16 protein-coding genes are annotated in these 19,163 nt (G+C 61.0%); 9 read left to right on the top strand and 7 right to left on the bottom strand.

The genetic code is table 11. From position 1 onward, the window contains the following. The first annotated feature begins 28 nt into the window (after positions 1-28). Together Q0601_RS05870 and Q0601_RS05865 are read left to right on the top strand one after the other, a co-directional pair. Positions 29-805 carry an O-methyltransferase gene (locus Q0601_RS05870; RefSeq protein WP_305288109.1) on the top strand — a complete coding sequence of 259 codons (777 nt, stop codon included), beginning with the start codon at positions 29-31 and terminating at the stop codon, positions 803-805. 81 nt (positions 806-886) lie between these two features. After that, a complete protein-coding gene (locus Q0601_RS05865) occupies positions 887-2,512 on the top strand; it encodes an FAD-dependent oxidoreductase (protein WP_305288107.1) in 1,626 nt (541 codons plus the stop codon). Between the two features lie 10 nt (positions 2,513-2,522). Here the strand turns inward: Q0601_RS05865 and Q0601_RS05860 are convergent, their stop codons facing one another. Next, positions 2,523-3,713: a glycosyltransferase family 25 protein gene (locus Q0601_RS05860; protein ID WP_305288105.1), complete on the bottom strand. Its 1,191-nt coding sequence runs from the start codon at positions 3,711-3,713 to the stop codon at positions 2,523-2,525. Positions 3,714-4,177: 464 nt separating this feature from the next. Here Q0601_RS05860 and Q0601_RS05855 point away from each other — a divergent pair, with 464 nt between their 5' ends. Then, entirely contained in the window at positions 4,178-4,924 is a 747-nt protein-coding gene (locus Q0601_RS05855) for a UTRA domain-containing protein (RefSeq protein WP_305288104.1), read from the top strand. A 3-nt stretch (positions 4,925-4,927) separates the two neighbouring features. Here the strand turns inward: Q0601_RS05855 and Q0601_RS05850 are convergent, their stop codons facing one another. From Q0601_RS05850 to hutI, 5 genes are read right to left on the bottom strand one after another with little or no spacing between them, the layout of a single operon-like run. Next, a complete protein-coding gene (locus tag Q0601_RS05850) occupies positions 4,928-5,461 on the bottom strand; it encodes a HutD/Ves family protein (RefSeq protein WP_305288102.1) in 534 nt (177 codons plus the stop codon). Continuing rightward, positions 5,458-7,152, bottom strand: coding sequence for a urocanate hydratase (gene hutU / locus Q0601_RS05845; RefSeq protein ID WP_305288100.1), 1,695 nt, complete (start codon positions 7,150-7,152; stop codon positions 5,458-5,460). Before hutU ends, Q0601_RS05850 begins: the two co-directional genes overlap by 4 nt. 12 nt (positions 7,153-7,164) lie before the next feature. Beyond that, the gene (gene hutG / locus Q0601_RS05840) at positions 7,165-7,968 is read right to left on the bottom strand and encodes an N-formylglutamate deformylase (protein ID WP_305288099.1); all 804 of its coding nucleotides are present in this window, start codon (positions 7,966-7,968) and stop codon (positions 7,165-7,167) included. Further along, positions 7,968-9,497: a histidine ammonia-lyase gene (gene hutH, locus Q0601_RS05835; protein WP_305288097.1), complete on the bottom strand. Its 1,530-nt coding sequence runs from the start codon at positions 9,495-9,497 to the stop codon at positions 7,968-7,970. Before hutH ends, hutG begins: the two co-directional genes overlap by 1 nt. A gap of 2 nt (positions 9,498-9,499) precedes the next feature. Further along, entirely contained in the window at positions 9,500-10,699 is a 1,200-nt protein-coding gene (gene hutI, locus Q0601_RS05830; protein WP_305288096.1) for an imidazolonepropionase, read from the bottom strand. A gap of 143 nt (positions 10,700-10,842) precedes the next feature. Here hutI and Q0601_RS05825 point away from each other — a divergent pair, with 143 nt between their 5' ends. Continuing rightward, positions 10,843-12,183 (top strand): formimidoylglutamate deiminase, encoded by a 1,341-nt coding sequence (locus Q0601_RS05825; RefSeq protein ID WP_305288095.1) that lies wholly within the window; start codon positions 10,843-10,845, stop codon positions 12,181-12,183. 58 nt (positions 12,184-12,241) lie between these two features. Here the strand turns inward: Q0601_RS05825 and Q0601_RS05820 are convergent, their stop codons facing one another. Next, complete coding sequence (locus tag Q0601_RS05820; RefSeq protein ID WP_305288093.1) at positions 12,242-13,255, bottom strand: LacI family DNA-binding transcriptional regulator; 1,014 nt, start codon at positions 13,253-13,255, stop codon at positions 12,242-12,244. Positions 13,256-13,348: 93 nt separating this feature from the next. Here Q0601_RS05820 and Q0601_RS05815 point away from each other — a divergent pair, with 93 nt between their 5' ends. The 5 genes from Q0601_RS05815 to Q0601_RS05795 are packed head-to-tail and all read left to right on the top strand — an operon-like array spanning position 13,349 to position 18,931. Then, positions 13,349-14,401: a sugar phosphate isomerase/epimerase family protein gene (locus tag Q0601_RS05815; RefSeq protein ID WP_305288091.1), complete on the top strand. Its 1,053-nt coding sequence runs from the start codon at positions 13,349-13,351 to the stop codon at positions 14,399-14,401. A gap of 17 nt (positions 14,402-14,418) precedes the next feature. Then, entirely contained in the window at positions 14,419-15,492 is a 1,074-nt protein-coding gene (locus tag Q0601_RS05810; RefSeq protein ID WP_305288351.1) for a Gfo/Idh/MocA family protein, read from the top strand. Continuing rightward, entirely contained in the window at positions 15,489-16,982 is a 1,494-nt protein-coding gene (locus tag Q0601_RS05805; protein ID WP_305288089.1) for a sugar ABC transporter ATP-binding protein, read from the top strand. The genes Q0601_RS05810 and Q0601_RS05805 overlap by 4 nt, the downstream gene beginning before the upstream one ends. Continuing rightward, complete coding sequence (locus Q0601_RS05800) at positions 16,979-17,950, top strand: ABC transporter permease (RefSeq protein ID WP_305288087.1); 972 nt, start codon at positions 16,979-16,981, stop codon at positions 17,948-17,950. The genes Q0601_RS05805 and Q0601_RS05800 overlap by 4 nt, the downstream gene beginning before the upstream one ends. Before the next feature lie 18 nt (positions 17,951-17,968). After that, positions 17,969-18,931, top strand: coding sequence for an ABC transporter substrate-binding protein (locus Q0601_RS05795; RefSeq protein WP_305288085.1), 963 nt, complete (start codon positions 17,969-17,971; stop codon positions 18,929-18,931). Positions 18,932-19,163 lie beyond the last annotated feature (232 nt).

Genomic DNA, 19,163 nt, shown 5'->3' with positions numbered 1-19,163 from the left:
CAACTTATCCAAGCAAAGGCCATGACATATGGACCAACCCACAGGCGAGAGTGAACAAACCGAAGAATGCAATTCACCGAAATCGGTTTTGGATGCCAGACGCCTGCCGGTGACCTATTTGCGCGAGAAATCGTCAACATGGGATCGCGTGCGTTTTCGCGAGGTGCTGGAGACCGAGATCGATCCGGACATGCTGGGCGAAATTAGCCATCGCCGGATCGCCTTGCGCAATTTTGCGCCGTGGCGGTTGCACGAGGCATATGATGACAATGCCCATTCCGGGCACCCGCCCATAGCGGTCACCTCGGATATCGTGTCGATCTCACCCGCCTATGGTGCCGTGCTGTATAACCTGGCGCGCAGCGTCAATGCGAAGCTGATCCTCGAAGACGGGGCGGGCTTTGGTATTTCATCCATGTATCTCGCAGCCGCGGCCCGCGAAGAACAGGGTGGCATCTTGTTGTCCTTCGAGATCTCGAACTATTCGCAGCTTGCGCAGGCTTCGGTGAATCTCGTTGATCCGGGATCCCGCGTGGTGCAAGACGATTTTGCGTGCTTCCCAAGCCACCTTGCGGGAGCCGCGCAGGTCGATTTCGCTTTTATCGACGCGATGCATGAAAAAGACAGCATGCTGCGCAGCTTCAAATCTCTCAGCGGATGGATGGGTCCCCAATCCATCATCGTCGTGGACGACCTGTCCTATTCGGAATCGGCACGCGACGGTTTCAAGGCCATGATGCGCATGGAACAACATAATTTCGTCTGCATCGTGAACCAGCGCTTTGGCGTTCTTATCCGGGGATAAAGACCCGCATCCACATATCCATCAGATTTGAAGCCGCGGCACCCGCGCTCAGACGAAAACAGCAAGCGAGACCGACGGCCAGTGACATTTTCCAACTCTCAATCTCGCTTTGATTTCCTGGTTTATCGCGCCACGCCCGCCGGGATCATGGCAGCGATTACAGCGGCACGGCTCAACCTGCGAACGGCCCTGATCGAGCCGTCTGATCGTATCGGCGGCATGATGACTTCGGGCCTGAACGCGGTGGATATCTTGAACACCACACTGGTCAATGGCGTCGTCCGCGAATTCTTCAGAACAGTTCGCGACGAATACGATCTGCCCTATCTCCCTGCACGGATCGAAAGCAAAGTCGCGCTCAGGGTCTTTCGCGGCATGCTGGCGGAAAGCAAGGTCGAGCTGTTCCAGAATCGCGATATCCGCTTCGTCAGCCGCGACAGGACACGGATCATCAATTGCACTCTGAACGACAACCGCATCCTTGCGTCGCGCTGGTGGGTCGATTCCTCCTATGAAGGAGATCTGATAAATCTGGCCCGCCTGCGCTACCGGCTTGGCCGTGAAGCCGCAGACGAATTCGGCGAATCCTTCGCAGGGCGGCAGCCCTTTCGCTCGATGCTGCCCTGGGCCTCGGGCTACAATGTTTCTCCCCATACGGACACGGGAAGACTTTTACCCTATGTCGCTCCTTCGTCGCGGGATCCGGTGGGTTTCGCCGACAACGAGGTGCAAAGCTATTGCATCCGCCCCACGCTGACGAACAGGCCGGATAACCGGATTCCAATCACCCCGCCCATGGATTTCGACTTCGGCGAATTCGAACTTTTCCGCCGTATCAGCAAAGGTATCCGCATTGGCCGGGTTGCATCGAAAAACATCCCGATGATGGGCACGACTTTCAAATCGGCCTATTTCAATCTGGCCGAGCTGCCGAACGGCAAATTCGACATGAATTCAGGCCCGGCGGCGCCACTCAACAATCCCATGCTGACGCAAGGTTGGGTTACCGCCACATATGACAAGCGTCAGGAGATGGCGCAGGCGTTTTCCCGCTATACACGGGCGCTTTTGTATTTCATCCAGAACGACAGTTCCGTGCCGCAGGGTGTGCGCGATTTCTTCGGCGAATTTGGCCTGCCCGCGGATGAATATGGCAGTACCGATCATATCCCCCCTGATGTCTATGTGCGCGAAGGTCGCCGGTTGGTGAACCGGCGCATCTTCCGGCAGCAGGACATCGAAAGCGGAGGGGCGTGTCGCGCAGATGCTATTTGCGAGGCGAAATATCATCTGGACTGCAAACCGGTGCATTGGCGAACGAACCACAGCGGTACCAACATCGTGCGCGAAGGAATGTTCTTCACGCAAGACGCCTATCGGTATTCACTTCCCAAATGGATCATCCTGCCGGAACCTGCGGATTGCCGGAACTTCTTTTCCGTCTGCGGTGTCGCGGCGACCCATGTTGCGTTCGGCTCGATCCGGATGGAACCGACATGGATGGAATTGGGCAGTGCCGCTGCGATCATGGCCTATCTGGCAAACCGGAATCGCTGCCCCGTCGATGACATCCCGGGAAAGGCGGTCACCAAATTGCGGGACGAACGGTTCTTTCAGTGGCCCGGCCCCAGATTTCTCAGGAACAAGCTGCGCGACAAGGCCGTCACTTACTACAGGAAGATCTCAGGCAGAGGCGATTCAGCCTGACTAACACTGCTCAGACCGGTTTCAGCTGCGATAGAATCTTCTGCTCTGTTGCACTGATCATGCCGCTGTAGCGTATATTCTTGAAACCAAAGATCGTCGAATGGACATCCTCTCGATGACCCGCGACAAATGGCACCGCGGAAACCACTCTTAGTCCCGGCATCGCATTCAGCCATTCATCGATCGTGTTGGTCTCGGCGCCGCCTTCATCAGGATTCCAGTCCGCCATCCATTCCAGTGCCGTCCTGTTATAGACGTTGAAGACCATCCCCATCATATGCGATGTGTGAATGATACGGGCATCACCCATCGGTTTTTGCAGCATGATATCGGCTCTGCCCAATACACGTGTCATCACGCCGTTGAACACATCCCAGCGCGTCCGATCCAGATAGCGGTTGATCGCGGCATAGTAACGCGGGAAATCCCGGCCGAAAGAAGCGTCATCCTCGCATATCGTCAGACGACGGGCACCGGATTGCAATGCCTTGGCAGCAACGATCTTATAGCTCCAGGCGCAGCCCTTCCACGCCGGAAGCATCCTCAGCCCATTGAAGAATCTAAATTTTGGATCGACATCACCTTGAAATGTCTCGCGCCTGTTGTGGTATTCGGGCAGGCTGATACAGACACAGTTACGGTTGCGGATCGGGGCACCGAATGCCAGCAGATCCGCAAAATAAATGTCCGGCGGCAATGCGCCCGCATAGACAAGCCAGCGACCAATCGCCAATCCCATCTCATTTACGCTCTCGTCAATGGGTACAAGCGTGACATTGCGCAGTTCAGCACCTGCCGCGATCGCTTTTTTCAGCCCGGCACCCGAGGTAACTATCAGTTGGCAGCCGGGAAATAATCTGGCAAGAGCGCCGTCACCAAGATTTGGTATCGCATCAAGGTAATCATCCTCCAACACCACGGTAACCCCGTCTCGCAGGTTAAAATCCTCGCGGTCGGGGTTGAAGACAAGCTCCTTGTCGGTCGTCGTTGCAGTCGCTGCGCGCAGCAGACCATGCCGCGCCAGCTCGGCCAGAAAACGCGCTTTCAACCTGCCTTTGCCCGAGACTGAGAAGCTTTGCAGAGGCATGCCCATCCGCTCGGCCATAAGCGAGTTATCGCGCCTGTATTTCACGCGATTGACCGCACCGGTCATACCCTCTTGCTTCAGAACTCTGGAGACCTTCATTACCGCATCAAGCATGTCATGTCTCCGTTGATATTGTTTCAGACAGGTGGCCAAACTCAGGCACGACATGGCCATCGAAATTTCGCGCAATTAGAACGTCTTTTCATATTTGGCCGAACCGGATCGATGGTCAGAACAATCATCTACGAAAAGACGACGACTTAATTGTAGATTAAACATACATGATTGTTCAGGCCATTCTAAAAGGGTCGCGATATGTGAAGAGACGTTCTCCAAACCGCGATCCCGAGAAACTAAACTTACGCTTTAGCCGGACACCAGATATCAGCGGGCCAGCCGGGTTTCTGCCTGACGCCAGAATCACGAAGACGGGCAAGGTCATGTTCATCTTCATCCCTGCCGGGCGTGACAACCCGTCAGGCAAGACCGGTGTCATTTTGGCATCACCAATGCATCGCCCCGGTAGACCACCGGAAACCGATCCCGTAACCTTCAGCCGGTTGAGACAAGAGGATGCCATGAGCAGGGACGAAAACAGATCACGCGTCACTCATCACGACCGCATCCTGACCGAATTGCGCAATCGCATCACTGGCGGCGAATGGCAGCCCGGGTTCCAGTTACCCTTCGAAACCCAGCTTGCGGAAAGTCATGGCGTGTCGCGCATGACGATGAACAAGGTTCTGGCCCAGTTGACGCGCGAAGGATTCCTTGTCCGGCGGCGCAAGCTGGGCACCTTCGTCGCGCGCCCCATGACACAGGCCGCAGTGATGGAAATCGCGGATATCGAAGCCGAGGTGGCCGCGATGGGGCTGGCCTGGCGGTTCGATCTGCAAGAGCGCAGCCTGCGCCCACCGTTGCCGCAAGAGGTGCAGGCCGCGCGGATCAAGGATCACAGCCTGAATGTGCTGGCGCTGCGCGGGGTGCATTACGCGGGCGATCTGCCCTTCTGTCATGAAAGGCGGATCATCAATGCCGATATCGCACCTGCTGCGACCGGGGTGGATTTTCATCAGCTCGCCCCCGGAGCATGGCTCGTCCGTGAAATCCCATGGAGTTCGGCGGAACATCGCATCCGCGCAGTGCCTGCCTCGGGGCCGGTGGCACGGGAGCTGGGCCTTGCCAATGGCAGCGCCTGCCTTGAGGTGACGCGCCGCACAGAAACTTCCGGGCAATGGGTGACGCTGGCAACCCAGACCTATCCGGGCGACCGTCACCAGCTTGTCGCGCAATTCGGCCCCGGCAGCGGTGTGGAGCCCGGCTGACCTTCAGTCAAATATGACAACCGAGATCGCCATGCCTTCCGACAGGGCGACGACCAGATCGGGATCGGCACGATCCAGATCAACCAGATCCAGGCGCGACAACCCGGCGCGATTCTCAAGCAGCAGTGCAAGCCGTGCCCGCGCCGCGTCCTGCACCGGCTCAAGCGGACCTCTGATCACCTTGGCACGAAAGGGCCTGCGCAGCATCACGTTGAAATTCAGTACCGCCTTGCCCTCCAGCCGCGCTTCGCATGCGGTATCACCCGGAAAACTCAATGGAGGGCTGGCGGAGTCAATGTGATATTCCTGCCCCGCCACTGTCAGCCACATCGGCCCGCCCTCGATCACCGTCAGCATCCGATCCACGCCGGGAAAGGTGGAGAACGGGCCGTCAGAGGCAACAATGGCGGTCGAGATCCGCCAGTCGAAATCGTCAAATCCGGCATCGGCAGGAAAGACAAGGATTTCCGCCGTCTCGCCCCGGCCGTTCTTCCATCGGTGAAATTTCCGACCACTCAGCGGGTAAACGCCCCTCATCCAAGGATCGCAGGCAGGTGCAGCCCCTGTTCGCGCGCGCAATCCCTGGCGATGTCATAACCCGCATCGGCGTGGCGCATGACGCCGGTTGCAGGGTCGTTCCACAATACTCGCTCAAGGCGCCTATCGGCGGCCCGGGTCCCGTCACAAACGATGACGACGCCAGAATGCTGCGAAAAGCCCATGCCGACGCCACCGCCGTGATGCAGGCTGACCCAGGTGGCACCCCCGGCCACGTTCAGCATCGCGTTCAGCAGCGGCCAGTCCGATACCGCATCCGATCCATCGATCATCGCTTCGGTCTCGCGGTTGGGGCTGGCAACTGATCCCGAATCGAGATGATCGCGCCCGATCACCACCGGGGCCTGCAACTCGCCGTTGCGGACCATTTCGTTGAACATCAGACCGGCGCGGTGACGCTCGCCAAGCCCGATCCAGCAGATCCGCGCCGGCAATCCCTGAAAGGCGATCCGCTCGCCTGCCATATCCAGCCAGCGATGCAGATGCCTGTTCTCGGGAAAGAGCTTCTTCATTGCTTCATCGGTCTTGCGTATATCCTCGGGGTTTCCGGACAACGCCACCCAACGGAATGGCCCGATACCCTGGCAGAAAAGCGGGCGGATATAGGCAGGCACGAAACCGGGGAAGGCAAAGGCATTCCGCAATCCTTCTTCCTGAGCCATCTGACGGATATTGTTGCCGTAATCCATCGTCGGCACGCCGGCTTCGTGAAAGCCCACCATCGCCTCGACCTGATCGCGCATCGAGGCTTTGGCAGCCGTCACCACCTGTTCGGGGGCTGTTTCCTGCCGCGCACGCCAGTCGCCCACGGCCCAACCGGCAGGGCAATAGCCGTGCAGCGGATCATGCGCCGAGGTCTGGTCGGTCACAATATCGGGACGGCCATTGGGCAGCGCCTCGCCCGCCACCATCCGGCGATGGATTTCGGGAAAGATCTCGGCCGCATTTCCCAGCAGACCCACCGATTTCGCCTCGCCCCTCGCGGTCCAGCCGGAGATCAGAGCCAGCGCCTCGTCAAGTGTGGCGGCCTTGGCATCCAGATATCTCGTGCGGATACGAAAATCGATCCGGCTCTCGTCCACTTCGACCGCCAGACAGCAGGCAGCGGCGAAGACGGCAGCCAACGGCTGCGCACCGCCCATGCCACCCAGCCCGCCGGTCAGTATCCATCTGCCAGACAGATCGCCATCGTAATGCTGGCGTCCGGCTTCGGCAAAGGTTTCATAGGTACCCTGAACGATGCCCTGCGTGCCAATATAGATCCATGACCCGGCCGTCATCTGGCCGTACATCATCAGCCCTTTCCGGTCGAGTTCGTTGAAATGCTCCCAAGTCGCCCAATGCGGCACAAGGTTCGAATTCGCGATCAGCACGCGGGGCGCATCCTCATGCGTGCGGAACACGCCGACCGGCTTGCCCGATTGCACCAGCAGAGTCTCATCGGCTTCAAGATCGCGCAAACTGTCGCAGATCCTGTCAAAATCGGCCCAGGTGCGGGCGGCGCGACCGATACCGCCGTAAACGACAAGCTCATGCGGATTCTCTGCTACGTCCGGATGCAGATTGTTCATCAGCATCCGCAGCGGCGCCTCGGTCAGCCATGACTTCGCCGTCAGCTCTGTGCCGGTAGCAGGATAGACGATGCGGGCATTGTGACGCGGGTTGTTCATGTCAGTGACCTTTCAGGGACGGACCAGGCGCGGAGCAAGCCCGGCCAGCGCGTTGAGGATATCGGCAAGAATTTCACGCATACGGGTGCTGCGCGCGGGGTGAAGCTCGAATGGCGGTTCTTCACTGGCCAGATGCGAGATCTGCGCCAGTTCCATCTGGATCGCATGAACCCCGGTTTCAGGATGGCCGTAATGCCGCGTGGTCCAGCCGCCACGGAAACGACCGTTCAGGACGGTAACGTGATCCGCCGACGCCTGACAGATGCGCAGCGTTTCGGCCTCCAGCTCCGGGGCGCAGGTCGCGCCGCCATCGGTGCCTATATTGAAATCCGGCAGTCGTCCGTCGAAAAGCCACGGGATATGCGAACGGATCGAGTGGCAGTCATAAAGGATCGCCACACCATGAACGGCCTTCACTCGCGCGATCTCGGCCGAGAGGGCATCGTGATAGGGGCGATGCACCGCATTCAGCCAGTGGTCCCTGTCCCGATCGGCCGGTTCCCTGCCCTCGTGCCAGATCGGCAGATTGTCGAAAGTGGTCAACGGGATCAGCCCGGTGGTGGCCTGTCCCGGATAAAGGCTGACGCCCGACGGATCGCGATTGAGGTCAAGCACATAGCGGGACTGGATGGCGGTTACCGTTGTCACCTCCGGCAGCAGCCCGTCATAAAGCCGATGGATATGCCAGTCGGTGTCGCGCAGTAACCCACCCTCTTCGTTCAGACGATCGGCCACTTCCGTCGGCAGCTCGGTGCCGACATGGGGAAAGGCAAGGATCACCGGGCTGTTGCCCCTTTCGACGCGAACCGGCTGCATCAACCTACCTCCGGAAGAATATCCGCCCCGGCAGCGTCCAGTCCGCCTTCCGCCACCAGCGCCCCCGCGACCTCCATATCATTGCCCATGAAACGGTCTCCTTCTAAAGCCGGGATCCGCGCCCGAATGATATCGATCGCGGCCTGAAGCCGGGGCGAGGATTTCAGCGGCCCGCGCAGATCCACGCCCTGCGCGGCGATCATTCCCTCGACGCCGATGATCCACCACAGGTTCCGGGTCATAGGCAAAAGGCGGCGCGCGCCGTGACAGGCCATCGACACGTGATCCTCCTGATTGGCCGAGGTCGGCGTGCTGTCCACACTGGCCGGATGCGCCATCTGCTTGTTTTCGCTCATCAGTGCGGCAGTGGTGACTTCGGCGATCATCATGCCGGAATTCAGGCCCGGCGCCGGCGTCAGAAAGCCGGGCAGACCATAGCTCAGCGCCGGATCGACCAGCAACGCGATGCGACGCTGTGCGATGGCGCCGATCTCGGCTACGGCCAAAGCGATCATGTCGGCGGCAAAAGCCACCGGTTCGGCATGGAAATTCCCGCCTGAAACAACCAGGCCGTCGGACAGGATCAGCGGGTTGTCGGTTGCTGCATTCGCCTCGATCTCGAGTGTTCGGGCGGCCTGGCGAAGCACGTCCAGCGCAGCACCTGCGACCTGAGGATGACAGCGGATGCAATAAGGGTCCTGCACCCGCTCGTCCCCTTCGACATGGCTGTCCCGAATCTGACTGTCGGCCAGCAGCGCGCGCAGGGCACGGGCCACCTCGATCTGGCCCTGATGCCCGCGCAGCATGTGGATTTCCTCGGTAAACGGGGCGGTCGAGCCCATGGCCGCATCGGTAGACAGTGCACCGGTCACGATAGCGGCACGCAATGCGCGTTCGGCCCGGAACAATCCCGCTAATGCCAGCGCGCATGACACCTGTGTGCCGTTGATCAGCGCCAACCCCTCTTTCGCGGCAAGCACCACGGGTTTCAGCCCCGCGCGTGCCAGGGCCTCGGCCCCCGGCAGGCATTGATCCTGAAAGACCGCCTCGCCCTCGCCAATCATCACGGCGGCCATATGCGCCAGCGGCGCAAGATCGCCCGACGCCCCGACCGAGCCTTTTTCAGGGATGACCGGCATCACGCCTTTCGCCAGCATATCGCCGATCAACGCCACCACCTCGGGTCGTGTGCCCGAAGCCCCGCGTCCCAGAGACATCAGCTTCAGCGTCAGGATCAGTCGCGTCACCGCCTTGGGCAACGGTTCTCCGACGCCGCAACAATGCGACAGGATCAGATTGCGCTGAAGCGTCGCCACATCCTCTGCCGGAATGCGGATCGAGGCCAGCTTGCCGAAACCGGTATTGACGCCATAAACGGCATCCTCGCCCGCTGCCACCTCTGCAATGCGGTCAGCCGAACGGGCGATCCCCGCCGCCGACGCCGGATCGAGGCTAGGTGCGATCTCCTCCCAATAGATGCGGCGCAGGGCGGCAAGCGGGACCGATCCGGGGGTCAGCAATTCAGGCACGTTCAGACCGTTTCTCCGTGAAAAATCCGCGCATGAAGCGGGTTGAATCCGATCCGCGCAACAAGCTGTGCAGGCGTTTCGACATCCCACAGCGCGAAATCGGCCGAAAGACCGGGCGCGATCCGCCCGATCTCATCTTGCAGCCCCAACGCATGGGCCGCATGGCTGGTGACCGCTGCAAGGCATTCCGGCACCGTCAGGCCGAACAGTACCGCCCCCATATTCATTGTCAGCAAGATCGAGCTAAGCGGCGATGTCCCCGGATTGCAGTCCGTCGCCAATGCCATGGGCACGCCGGCGGCCCGGAATGCCGCAACCGGAGGACGAACCGTCTCGCGCAGCATGTAGAAGGCGCCGGGCAGCAGCACCGCCACCGTTCCCGCCGCCGCCATGGCGCGCGCATCCGCCCCGGTCGCATGTTCCAGATGGTCCGCGGACAATGCACCATGGCGGGCGGCAAAGGCGGTGCCGCCGGAATGCGACAATTGTTCGGAATGGATTTTCACCGGCAGGTCCAGTTCGCGCGCGCGCAGATAGAGCGGTTCAAGCTCCCTGGTCGAAAAGGCGATACCCTCGCAGAAACCGTCCACCGCATCGACCAGTCCTTCGGCATGAGCGGCGTTCAGACCGGCAATCGCGACCTCGCTTATATAATCCGGCGCGCGCCCCGCATATTCCGGCGGCAAGGAATGGGCGGCCAGCCATGTAGTACGGATCCGCACGGGCCGCAATTCCGCCAGCCGCCGCGCCGCGCGTAACATGTTCAGTTCCGCCGGAACCGAAAGCCCATAGCCCGATTTGATCTCGATGGTGGACACTCCCTCGGCCAGAAGATGATCCAGGCGTGGCAGGCTGACCTTGACCAGTTCCTCGACCCCCATCTCGCGCACCGCACGCATCGAAGCCCTGATACCCCCGCCTGCACGCGAGATTTCCTCATATGTCGCGCCATCCAGCCGCATCTCGAATTCATTCGCTCGGTCACCACCGAAAACAAGATGGGTGTGACAGTCGATCAGCGCCGGCGTCATCAGCCGACCACCGCAATCGACCTCTTGCTGGCCGCGCCGGGGCAAGCCGGCACCGACCGCCGTGATCCGGCCATCCTCGGTCTCGACCTCCAGCGCAGCGGGCAGCGGCGCGCGTTCCACGTCACCGTCGCAGGTAACGACTCTCGCATTGGTCCATAGCGTCGCGGTCATCCGGCCTTCTCCCCTGCTTGCGATCTGCCCGGAAATACGTCCAAGGGGCAGTTACCGCTTTCCTTGGGCATCTTTCAAGTATATACATATTGAAAGAGCCAAGCAAAGCGATTTTTTTCGGCGAATGCAAACTGGGGGATCCGATGACAATCCATGCCGCGGCCGCACTTCTTCCCGACGGCTGGACGCGCGATGTGCGCATCACCTTCACCGATGCGACGATCGAACAGGTACAGACCGGGATCGCGCCGCAGCCGGGCGATCATCGCGCAGAGATATTGCTGCCCGGCATGGCCAATCTGCACAGCCACAGCTTTCAACGCGGCTTTGCCGGCCTGACCGAGCAGCGCGGACCGGGCCAGGACAATTTCTGGACATGGCGCAAGATGATGTATCGCTTCGCGCTGGGCCTTTCGCCCGATGAAGCGCAGGCCATTGCCGCACTGGCCTGTATCGAGATGCTCGAGGCCGGTTATACCCGGCTGGGCGAATTCCACTATCTGCACCATGGGCCGGACGGGCAGCCATATGATAACCCGGCAGAGATGTCGCAGCGCATTTTCGCGGCAGCGACGGATACGGGAATCGCCCTCACCCATCTGCCGGTCTTTTACGCCCATGGCGGTTTCGGCCCGGAACCGGCAGGCGACGGGCAGCGGCGCTTCCTGCACGGGCTGGAGGATTATCTGCGGCTGATCGAAACCTGCGATGAATATACCCGCCCACAGGACCGCGTCGGCATCGCCCCGCATTCCCTGCGGGCCGCGACCATGGCCGAAATCATCTCCCTTGCCGAAGCGTTTCCCGACCGGCCCTTTCATATCCACATCGCCGAACAAGTCAGGGAAATCGAGGATTGCCTGGCCCATACCGATGCGCGGCCGGTGGAATATCTGCTGGCCAATGCACCGGTGGGCCCATCATGGTGCCTGATCCACGCAACCCATCTGAACAAGGATGAAATCCGACGCATAGCCGCCTCTGGTGCCGTGGTCGGACTTTGTCCAGTCACCGAAGCCAATCTGGGCGACGGTATCTTTCCCGCCGTCGAATTTCTGGCGCAGCAGGGACGGATCGGCATCGGCACTGACAGCAATGTGGAAATCACCCTGTCAGGAGAATTGAAACAGCTGGAATATTCGCAACGCCTGTCGCTGCGGCTGCGCAACGCGCTGGCTGTGAACGGTTCGACCGGTGCCAGCCTGTTTCATGCCACGCTCAGCGGAGGCGCACAGTCTCTTGGTGCCCCCGATCCGGCACTTGCCGTCGGACACCCTGCCGACCTGGTCGCCCTGAGCGATGATTGCCGGCTGGAAATGGCCGATGACCGGTTGATGGACCGCTGGGTCTTTGGACGCGACCTGCGGGTAGCCGATCTCTGGGCCGCGGGCGTCCATCTGGTCCGCGAGGGGCGTCACATCCACCGCACCCGAATCGCGGCGGATTATGCGAAGGCGATCCGGGATGTCCTGAACCGGATTTGATCACCTGTAGATTGCCCCCGACGGGGATCGCCGGGCCAATTTGAGGCATCCGAACCGCCTAGCGGTTCACTGGCGCAGTCGTCTCCCGCAGCATCAGAAGCGGGCGCAGCAGCGTCATCGGCGCAACCTCACGGCCCTCGATCCGGCGCAGGATCACGCGGGCCGCCTGCATGCCCAGCTCGCGCTTGGGCTGGCGGATCGTGGTCAGTGCCGGGGCCAGATGCGAGGCCATCTCGATATCGTCGAATCCCACGATCGAGACGTCTCGCGGCACCTGCATTCCCGCTCGCTGAAGTCGGGCGGTAAAGGCGCAGGCCATTTCATCCGAGAAGGCGAAGATCGCCGTCGGGCGCTCTGACACCGGCAAGGCCATCCATGCCTGCGCGGCGGCAGCGCCGGCCTGCAAGGTGAAATCGCCCCGAAAGACCGTCAGCGGCCTATCTCCGGCGGCTTCCTCTGCCCCGGCAAGACGCGCCTTGTGCAGCACATTGTCAGGCGGTCCGCCTATCACAGCGATGTGGCGATGGCCCAACTCGCGCAGATGCGCCACGGCCATGCGACCGCCTTCGCGATTGTCCAGCATGACACGCGGCAGCTTTGCCCCCTCGATCCACTCGCACGCGGTGATGACCGGGGGCGAATCCGGCGTTTCCAACCCCGCCTGCGGCACCAGCCCATCCGTCAGAATGATCCCATCCGCACGCGACCGGTCCAGGAAACGGTGCAGGCTGACATGCCGCCCGTCCCCGTCCTGTGTATCCGAAACCAGCAGGTCGTATCCGGCAGCCGCCAGTTCGCGGCCCATGCCATCAAGGATCTTGGCGAAGAACGGGTTGCCCAGATTGGGAACAAGGGCCACCACGCAGCCGGTGCGCTGCATCCTCAGGTTTCGCGCCGCGTGGTTCATCCGGTAGCCGGTTTCGGCCACCGCATTCATCACCGCCTCGCGCGTCGCCTCGGCCACCAGATCAGGCTGAGACAATACGCGGCTGACGGTCGAGGTCGACACGCCCGCTACCCGCGCGACATCCAGCAATTTGACCCGGCCGGGCGGGATGATCGGTTTATCCATGGCCAGACATTATGCGCGACATGCGGTCGGGACAAGAAAATGTTTGCAATCGATTGCAGAGCAGTGCAGGTTGACCGCCGGGAAGAGGTGAACATGCATACGATCAAAGGCCCCGCACTGTTTCTGGCGCAATTTATTGGCGATGACGGTCCCTTCGACACATGGGACGGGATTACCCGCTGGGCGTCGGAATGCGGCTATGTCGGCGTACAGGTTCCGACCAATGATCCGCGCATTCTGGATCTGGATCGCGCTTTGGAATCACAGGATTATCGGGACGAGTTTCTGGGTACCGCCCGGCAGAACGGCGTCGGGGTGACAGAACTTTCCACGCATCTTCAGGGCCAGCTGGTGGCGGTCCACCCCGCCTATGACGCGGGCTTCGACGCCTTCGCACCTGATTCGGTGCGCGGTAACCCTTCGGCGCGGCAGGAATGGGCGGTCGATCAGGTATCAAAGGCCATTCGCGTCAGCCGCCTTCTGGGGTTGGATCGGATGGCAACCTTCTCGGGCGCGCTGGCCTGGCCCTATCTTTATCCATGGCCGCAACGTGCGCCCGGCCTGATCGAGACCGCCTTCGATACGCTGGCCGCGCGATGGTCTCCGCTGCTGGATCTGGCCGAGGATCAGGGCGTCGATATCTGCTACGAAATTCATCCGGGTGAAGATCTGCATGATGGTGTGACCTTCGAGATGTTCCTTGACCGCGTCGGCGGGCATGCCCGCGCCAACATGCTTTATGATCCGTCGCATTATCTGCTGCAACAACTGGATTATCTGCAGAATATCGACATTTACCACGACCGCATCCGCATGTTCCACGTCAAGGATGCCGAGTTCCGCCCCACCGGGCGGCAGGGCGTTTATGGCGGCTATCAATCCTGGGCGGAGCGCGCCGGTCGTTTCCGCAGCCCGGGTGACGGGCAGGTGGATTTCAAGGCGGTCTTTTCCAAGCTGACCCAATATGGCTTTGACGGCTGGGCGGTGGTCGAATGGGAATGCGCACTAAAACACCCCGAAGACGGCGCCCGTGAAGGCGCGGGTTTCGTCCGCGACCATATCATCCGTGTCACTCCACATGCCTTTGACGATTTCGCGGCAAGCCATGTCGATCATGCGGCGCTTGAGAAGGCGCTGGGCCTGTGACTCCCGTTCGGCTTGGCATGGTTGGCGGGGGCAGCGGCGCATTCATCGGCGCCGTCCACCGCATCGCCGCACGGATGGACGGGCATTTCGCGCTGATCGCGGGGGCTCTGTCCTCGAACCCGGAACGCGCGGCGGAAAGCGCGGCGGAACTGGGGATCCGCAGCTATTCCGACTTCAACGACATGGCGGTGGCCGAGGCCGCGCGGGAAGACGGTATCGAAGCCGTCAGCATCGTCACGCCCAATCACATGCATGCCGCCCCTGCCGCGGCCTTCCTGCGGGCGGGCATCCATGTCATCTGCGACAAGCCTCTGGCCGCGACGGCGGAACAGGCGCGCAAGATTGCCGAGGCCGCAAAGGCCAGCAACGCGCATTTCTTCCTGACCCATAACTACAGCGCCCTGCCGATGGTCCGCGAGGCGCGGGCGCTGGTGGCCGAAAACGCGCTTGGCGCGATCCGACTGGTACAGGTGGAATATCTTCAGGGCTGGCTGGCTGGTCAGACGGACAGCAAACAGGCCGAATGGCGCACCGATCCCGCGCGGGCGGGTGCCGGTGCGATAGGCGATATCGGAACGCATGCATGGCAATTGGCCGAATATGTGACCGGGCAAACACCCGCCTTCCTGTCGGCGGATCTGTCCAGCATGGTACCGGGGCGTCAGGTTGACGATGACGCGCGGATCGCGCTGCGCTATGCCTCGGGGGCCAAGGGTGGCATCTGGGCGTCTCAAGTCGCCGTGGGACAGGAGAACGGTCTGTCACTACGCATCTTCGGCACGGAAGCCGCACTGGAATGGCGGCTGCAACGCTCTGAAGAGCTGATCGTCACGCCCAGGGACGAGCCGGCCCGGATCCTGACCCGCGCGCAAGACCGCAGCCGATCCTTCCGGACACCACCCGGCCATCCCGAAGGCTATCTTGAAGGATTTTCTAATCTTTATAGCGATATCGCATCGATTATTCGAGGTGATTCGACCCCTTTTGATCGCGTTCCGGGTCTTCAGGCCGGTTTGTCCGGCATGAGTTTCATCGCCGCCGCGCAGGCATCCGCCATCCGCGACGGCGCATGGATCGAGGTTTTGCCATGAGTATCCTTTCCCTACAAAACGTATCGAAAAGCTTCGGGCCGATTCAGGTCCTGCATAATGTCGATCTGGCGCTGGAACCGGGTGAGGTTCATGCCCTGATCGGTGAAAACGGTGCAGGAAAATCGACAATCATGAAAATCCTCGGCGGGTTTCTGGACCCGACCGAGGGGCAGATCGTGCTGGACGGCCAGCCGGTCGCTTTCGCCAGCGGCCCAGATGCCGAAGCACAGGGGATTGTCGTCATCCATCAGGAATTCAACCTTGCTTCTGACCTTACGGTTGCGGCGAATGTGTTCCTTGGTCGCGAATTGGGCGGCTTCCGCCTGAAGCACGCCGCCATGCGCGAACAGACTGCGGCGTTGCTGAAGCGGCTGAACACGAAGATCTCGCCCGACGCGAAGATCGGGCGCCTCTCGGTTCCCGACCGGCAGATGGTCGAGATTGCCAAGGCCCTGTCCCGCAATGCCCGCGTCCTGATCATGGACGAGCCAAGCGCCGTCCTGACCCATCGCGAGGTCGGCACGCTTTACGAACAGATCGACCGGCTGCGGGCCGAAGGGGTTGCGATCCTCTATTGCTCACACCGTCTGGACGAGGTTGCCCATCTGGCCGACCGCATCACCGTACTGCGCGACGGCCGCGTGGTTCGGCAGGCATTGCGGGGGGATCTGACCGAGGACGGTATGGCCACCGCCATGGTCGGACGCGAGTTGGAGGATTTCTATCCACCGAAAGGCAACCCCGCGCCCGAGGCAGCCCTTTCCGCCTCCGGGCTGGCCGTGCCCGGCCGTGTCCATGACGTCTCCCTGCAGTTGCGCAAGGGCGAGGTGCTGGGCATAGCCGGGCTGGTCGGATCGGGGCGCACAGAGCTGGCCGAAGGCCTTGTCGGCTTGCGCAGTTCCACCGGCGAAATCCGCGTGAACGGCAAACCGGTCAGGATCAACAACCTCCGCGACGCCTTTTCGGCGGGGCTGGCCTATCTGACCGAGGATCGCAAGGAAGCCGGACTGCTTCTGGACAAGGGTCTTCGCGTCAATCTTACGCTGGCCACGCTGGAGAAATTCGGTACATGGCGCATCGACAGCCATGCCGAGGACAAGGCACTTGCCCGCGCCACTCAGGATTTCGACATCCGCGCCAAGGACCCCAATATGCTGGCGGGCAAGCTGTCTGGCGGGAATCAGCAGAAGCTGCTGCTGGCCAAGACCATGCTGCCCGATCCTGAGATCATCATCATCGACGAACCGACCCGCGGCATCGACGTGGGCACCAAGCGGCAGATCTATGCCTTCATCCGCAAGCTGGCCGCCGAAGGCCGCAGCGTCATCGTCATCAGCAGCGAAATGACCGAAGTGATCGGCCTGTCCGACCGCGTGCTGGTCATGCGCGAAGGCAGGTTGGTGGGCGAGGTCGAAGGCGATGCCATGACCGAAGACAACATCGTGCGCCTTGCCATGGGCGTTACCTCTGACAGCGGGAAAGCCGCATGAAAAAATTTGACTTTCATATCCTTGGCCCGCTGGTCGCACTGATCGCGCTGGTTATTCTTGGCGCGTTGCTGAACAGCGCCTTTCTGGCTCCGGCCAATATCACCAATGTGCTGGCCCGGTCGGCCTTCATCGGGATCATTGCCGTCGGCATGACCTTCGTCATCACGGCAGGCGGGCTTGATCTGTCGGTCGGCTCGATGGCCGCGTTTCTGGCCGGGATCACGATCATCGCCATGAATGCCGCCTTGCCGGAGATCGGCGAGAACTGGGGTACCATCCTGATCGGGATGGGCGTCGCCATTCTGGGCGGGATCATCGCCGGGCTGGTGAACGGCCTTCTGATCACGCAGGCCAGAATCGAGCCGTTCATCGTTACCCTTGGCACGATGGGCATCTTTCGCTCGCTCGTCACCTGGCTGGCCGATGGCGGGACTCTTAGTCTCGAATACGGGCTGCGCACGCTTTACCGCCCGGTCTATTACGGAGGCATCGGCTGGATCACATGGCCGATCATCGTCTTCGCCATCATCGCCGTGCTGGGCGAATGGACGATGCGTCATTCCCGTTTCGGGCGCCATGTCGAGGCCATCGGCTCGAATGACCGGGTGGCGCGCTATTCCGCGATCGACGTGAATCGCGTGAAACTTCTGACATATCTGCTGCTGGGCCTGCTGGTCGGGCTTGCGACGGTGCTTTACGTCCCACGCCTTGGCTCGGCTTCGGGCTCCACCGGTGTGCTGTGGGAGCTCGAGGCGATTGCGGCGGTGATCATCGGCGGCACCGCCCTGAAAGGTGGCCGCGGCCGGGTCTGGGGCACCGTTATCGGCGTCCTGATCCTGTCACTGATTGACAATATTCTGAATCTGGCCGATCTGGTCAGCCCCTATCTCAACGGGGCCATCCAGGGGGTCATCATCGTTCTTGCTGTCGTGTTGCAGCGGGAGAAACGTACCGCCGACGAGCGGTAATTCCTGGGAGGGAAATCAATGAAACGCAGAAGCTTGATGAAAGCCACCGCATTGATCATGTCGCTGGGCATGGCATCCGGTGCCGCCTTTGCGCAGGACGACGAGAAAGTGACCATCGGTGTGTCGATCCCCTCGGCCACCCATGGCTTCATGGGCGGACTGAACTGGCATGCTCAGGACACGATCAATCGTCTGGGCGAGCAATATCCGAATATCGAATTCGTTCTGTCGACCGCGGGTGATGCGGCCAAGCAGGTCAATGATATCGAAGACATGATGGCCACCCGCAATATCGACGGGCTGGTCGTGCTGCCCTTCGAATCCGAGCCGCTAACCGCGCCGGTCGCTGCAGTGAAGGATGCAGGTAAGTTCGTGACCGTGGTGGATCGCGGCCTGTCGCAGGAAGGTATCGAGGATCTGTATGTGGCGGGCGACAACACCGCTTTCGGGCGCGTGGCGGGCGAATATTTCCGTGACAACCTGGAGGCGGGCTCTAAAATCGTCGTTCTGCGCGGCATTCCGACCACGCTGGACAATGAACGTGTCGAGGCATTTCAAGCGGCGCTGGAAGGCTCCGAGGTCGAAATCCTGGATATGCAGCACGGCAACTGGAACCGCGATGACGCCTTTACCGTCATGCAGGATTATCTGTCGAAATATCCCGAGATCGACGCGGTCTGGGCTGCCGATGACGACATGGCTATCGGCGTGCTCGAGGCTATCTCTGCCGCAGGCCGCGACGAAGAAATGTGGGTGATCGGCGGTGCCGGGATGAAGGAAATCGTCCAGCGCATCATGGACGGCGATCCGCAACTGCCGGTGAACGTGACCTATCCGCCGGCGCTGATTTCCTCGGCCATCGAGATGACGGCGCTCAACTTCGTCTCGAACGCCCCGATGACGGGCCGCTTCATCATCGGTAGCCAGCTGATCACGCCCGATAACGCAGAAAACTTCTTCTATCCCGACAGTCCGTTCTGATCTGACAGGATCGGGTAACGCACCTGACACGACGCGACCGTCACCGGTCGCGTCGTTTTTCATTGGAAGCCTTGCTGCACCGCAGACCAGGTGCAGGATGCCCGGCGGGTTCCACTACCTGAACTGCCCGAACCAGGGTGACTTTCCGGCAGCCCGGCAGGCAAACTCACCCTGCCCGTAAAGGCCTTAAGGACTTGGGAAAGGCCGGTTCCGCCCGCCGTTTCATGCATGG

It is taken from the genome of Paracoccus wurundjeri (genome assembly GCF_030678915.1).
GTDB lineage: Bacteria > Pseudomonadota > Alphaproteobacteria > Rhodobacterales > Rhodobacteraceae > Paracoccus > Paracoccus onubensis_A.
Note: the sequence above shows the minus strand (reverse complement) of the source record. Positions and strands in the feature narration are given on the sequence as shown.

Coding starts and splice junctions, on each gene's coding strand:
- Q0601_RS05870 (WP_305288109.1), top strand. CDS start 29: ATGGACCAACCCACAGGCGAGAGTGAACAAACCGAAGAATGCAATTCA.
- Q0601_RS05860 (WP_305288105.1), bottom strand. CDS start 3,713: ATGCTTGATGCGGTAATGAAGGTCTCCAGAGTTCTGAAGCAAGAGGGT.
- Q0601_RS05855 (WP_305288104.1), top strand. CDS start 4,178: ATGAGCAGGGACGAAAACAGATCACGCGTCACTCATCACGACCGCATC.
- Q0601_RS05850 (WP_305288102.1), bottom strand. CDS start 5,461: ATGAGGGGCGTTTACCCGCTGAGTGGTCGGAAATTTCACCGATGGAAG.
- hutU (WP_305288100.1), bottom strand. CDS start 7,152: ATGAACAACCCGCGTCACAATGCCCGCATCGTCTATCCTGCTACCGGC.
- hutG (WP_305288099.1), bottom strand. CDS start 7,968: ATGCAGCCGGTTCGCGTCGAAAGGGGCAACAGCCCGGTGATCCTTGCC.
- hutI (WP_305288096.1), bottom strand. CDS start 10,699: ATGACCGCGACGCTATGGACCAATGCGAGAGTCGTTACCTGCGACGGT.
- Q0601_RS05825 (WP_305288095.1), top strand. CDS start 10,843: ATGACAATCCATGCCGCGGCCGCACTTCTTCCCGACGGCTGGACGCGC.
- Q0601_RS05820 (WP_305288093.1), bottom strand. CDS start 13,255: ATGGATAAACCGATCATCCCGCCCGGCCGGGTCAAATTGCTGGATGTC.
- Q0601_RS05815 (WP_305288091.1), top strand. CDS start 13,349: ATGCATACGATCAAAGGCCCCGCACTGTTTCTGGCGCAATTTATTGGC.
- Q0601_RS05810 (WP_305288351.1), top strand. CDS start 14,419: ATGGTTGGCGGGGGCAGCGGCGCATTCATCGGCGCCGTCCACCGCATC.
- Q0601_RS05805 (WP_305288089.1), top strand. CDS start 15,489: ATGAGTATCCTTTCCCTACAAAACGTATCGAAAAGCTTCGGGCCGATT.
- Q0601_RS05800 (WP_305288087.1), top strand. CDS start 16,979: ATGAAAAAATTTGACTTTCATATCCTTGGCCCGCTGGTCGCACTGATC.
- Q0601_RS05795 (WP_305288085.1), top strand. CDS start 17,969: ATGAAACGCAGAAGCTTGATGAAAGCCACCGCATTGATCATGTCGCTG.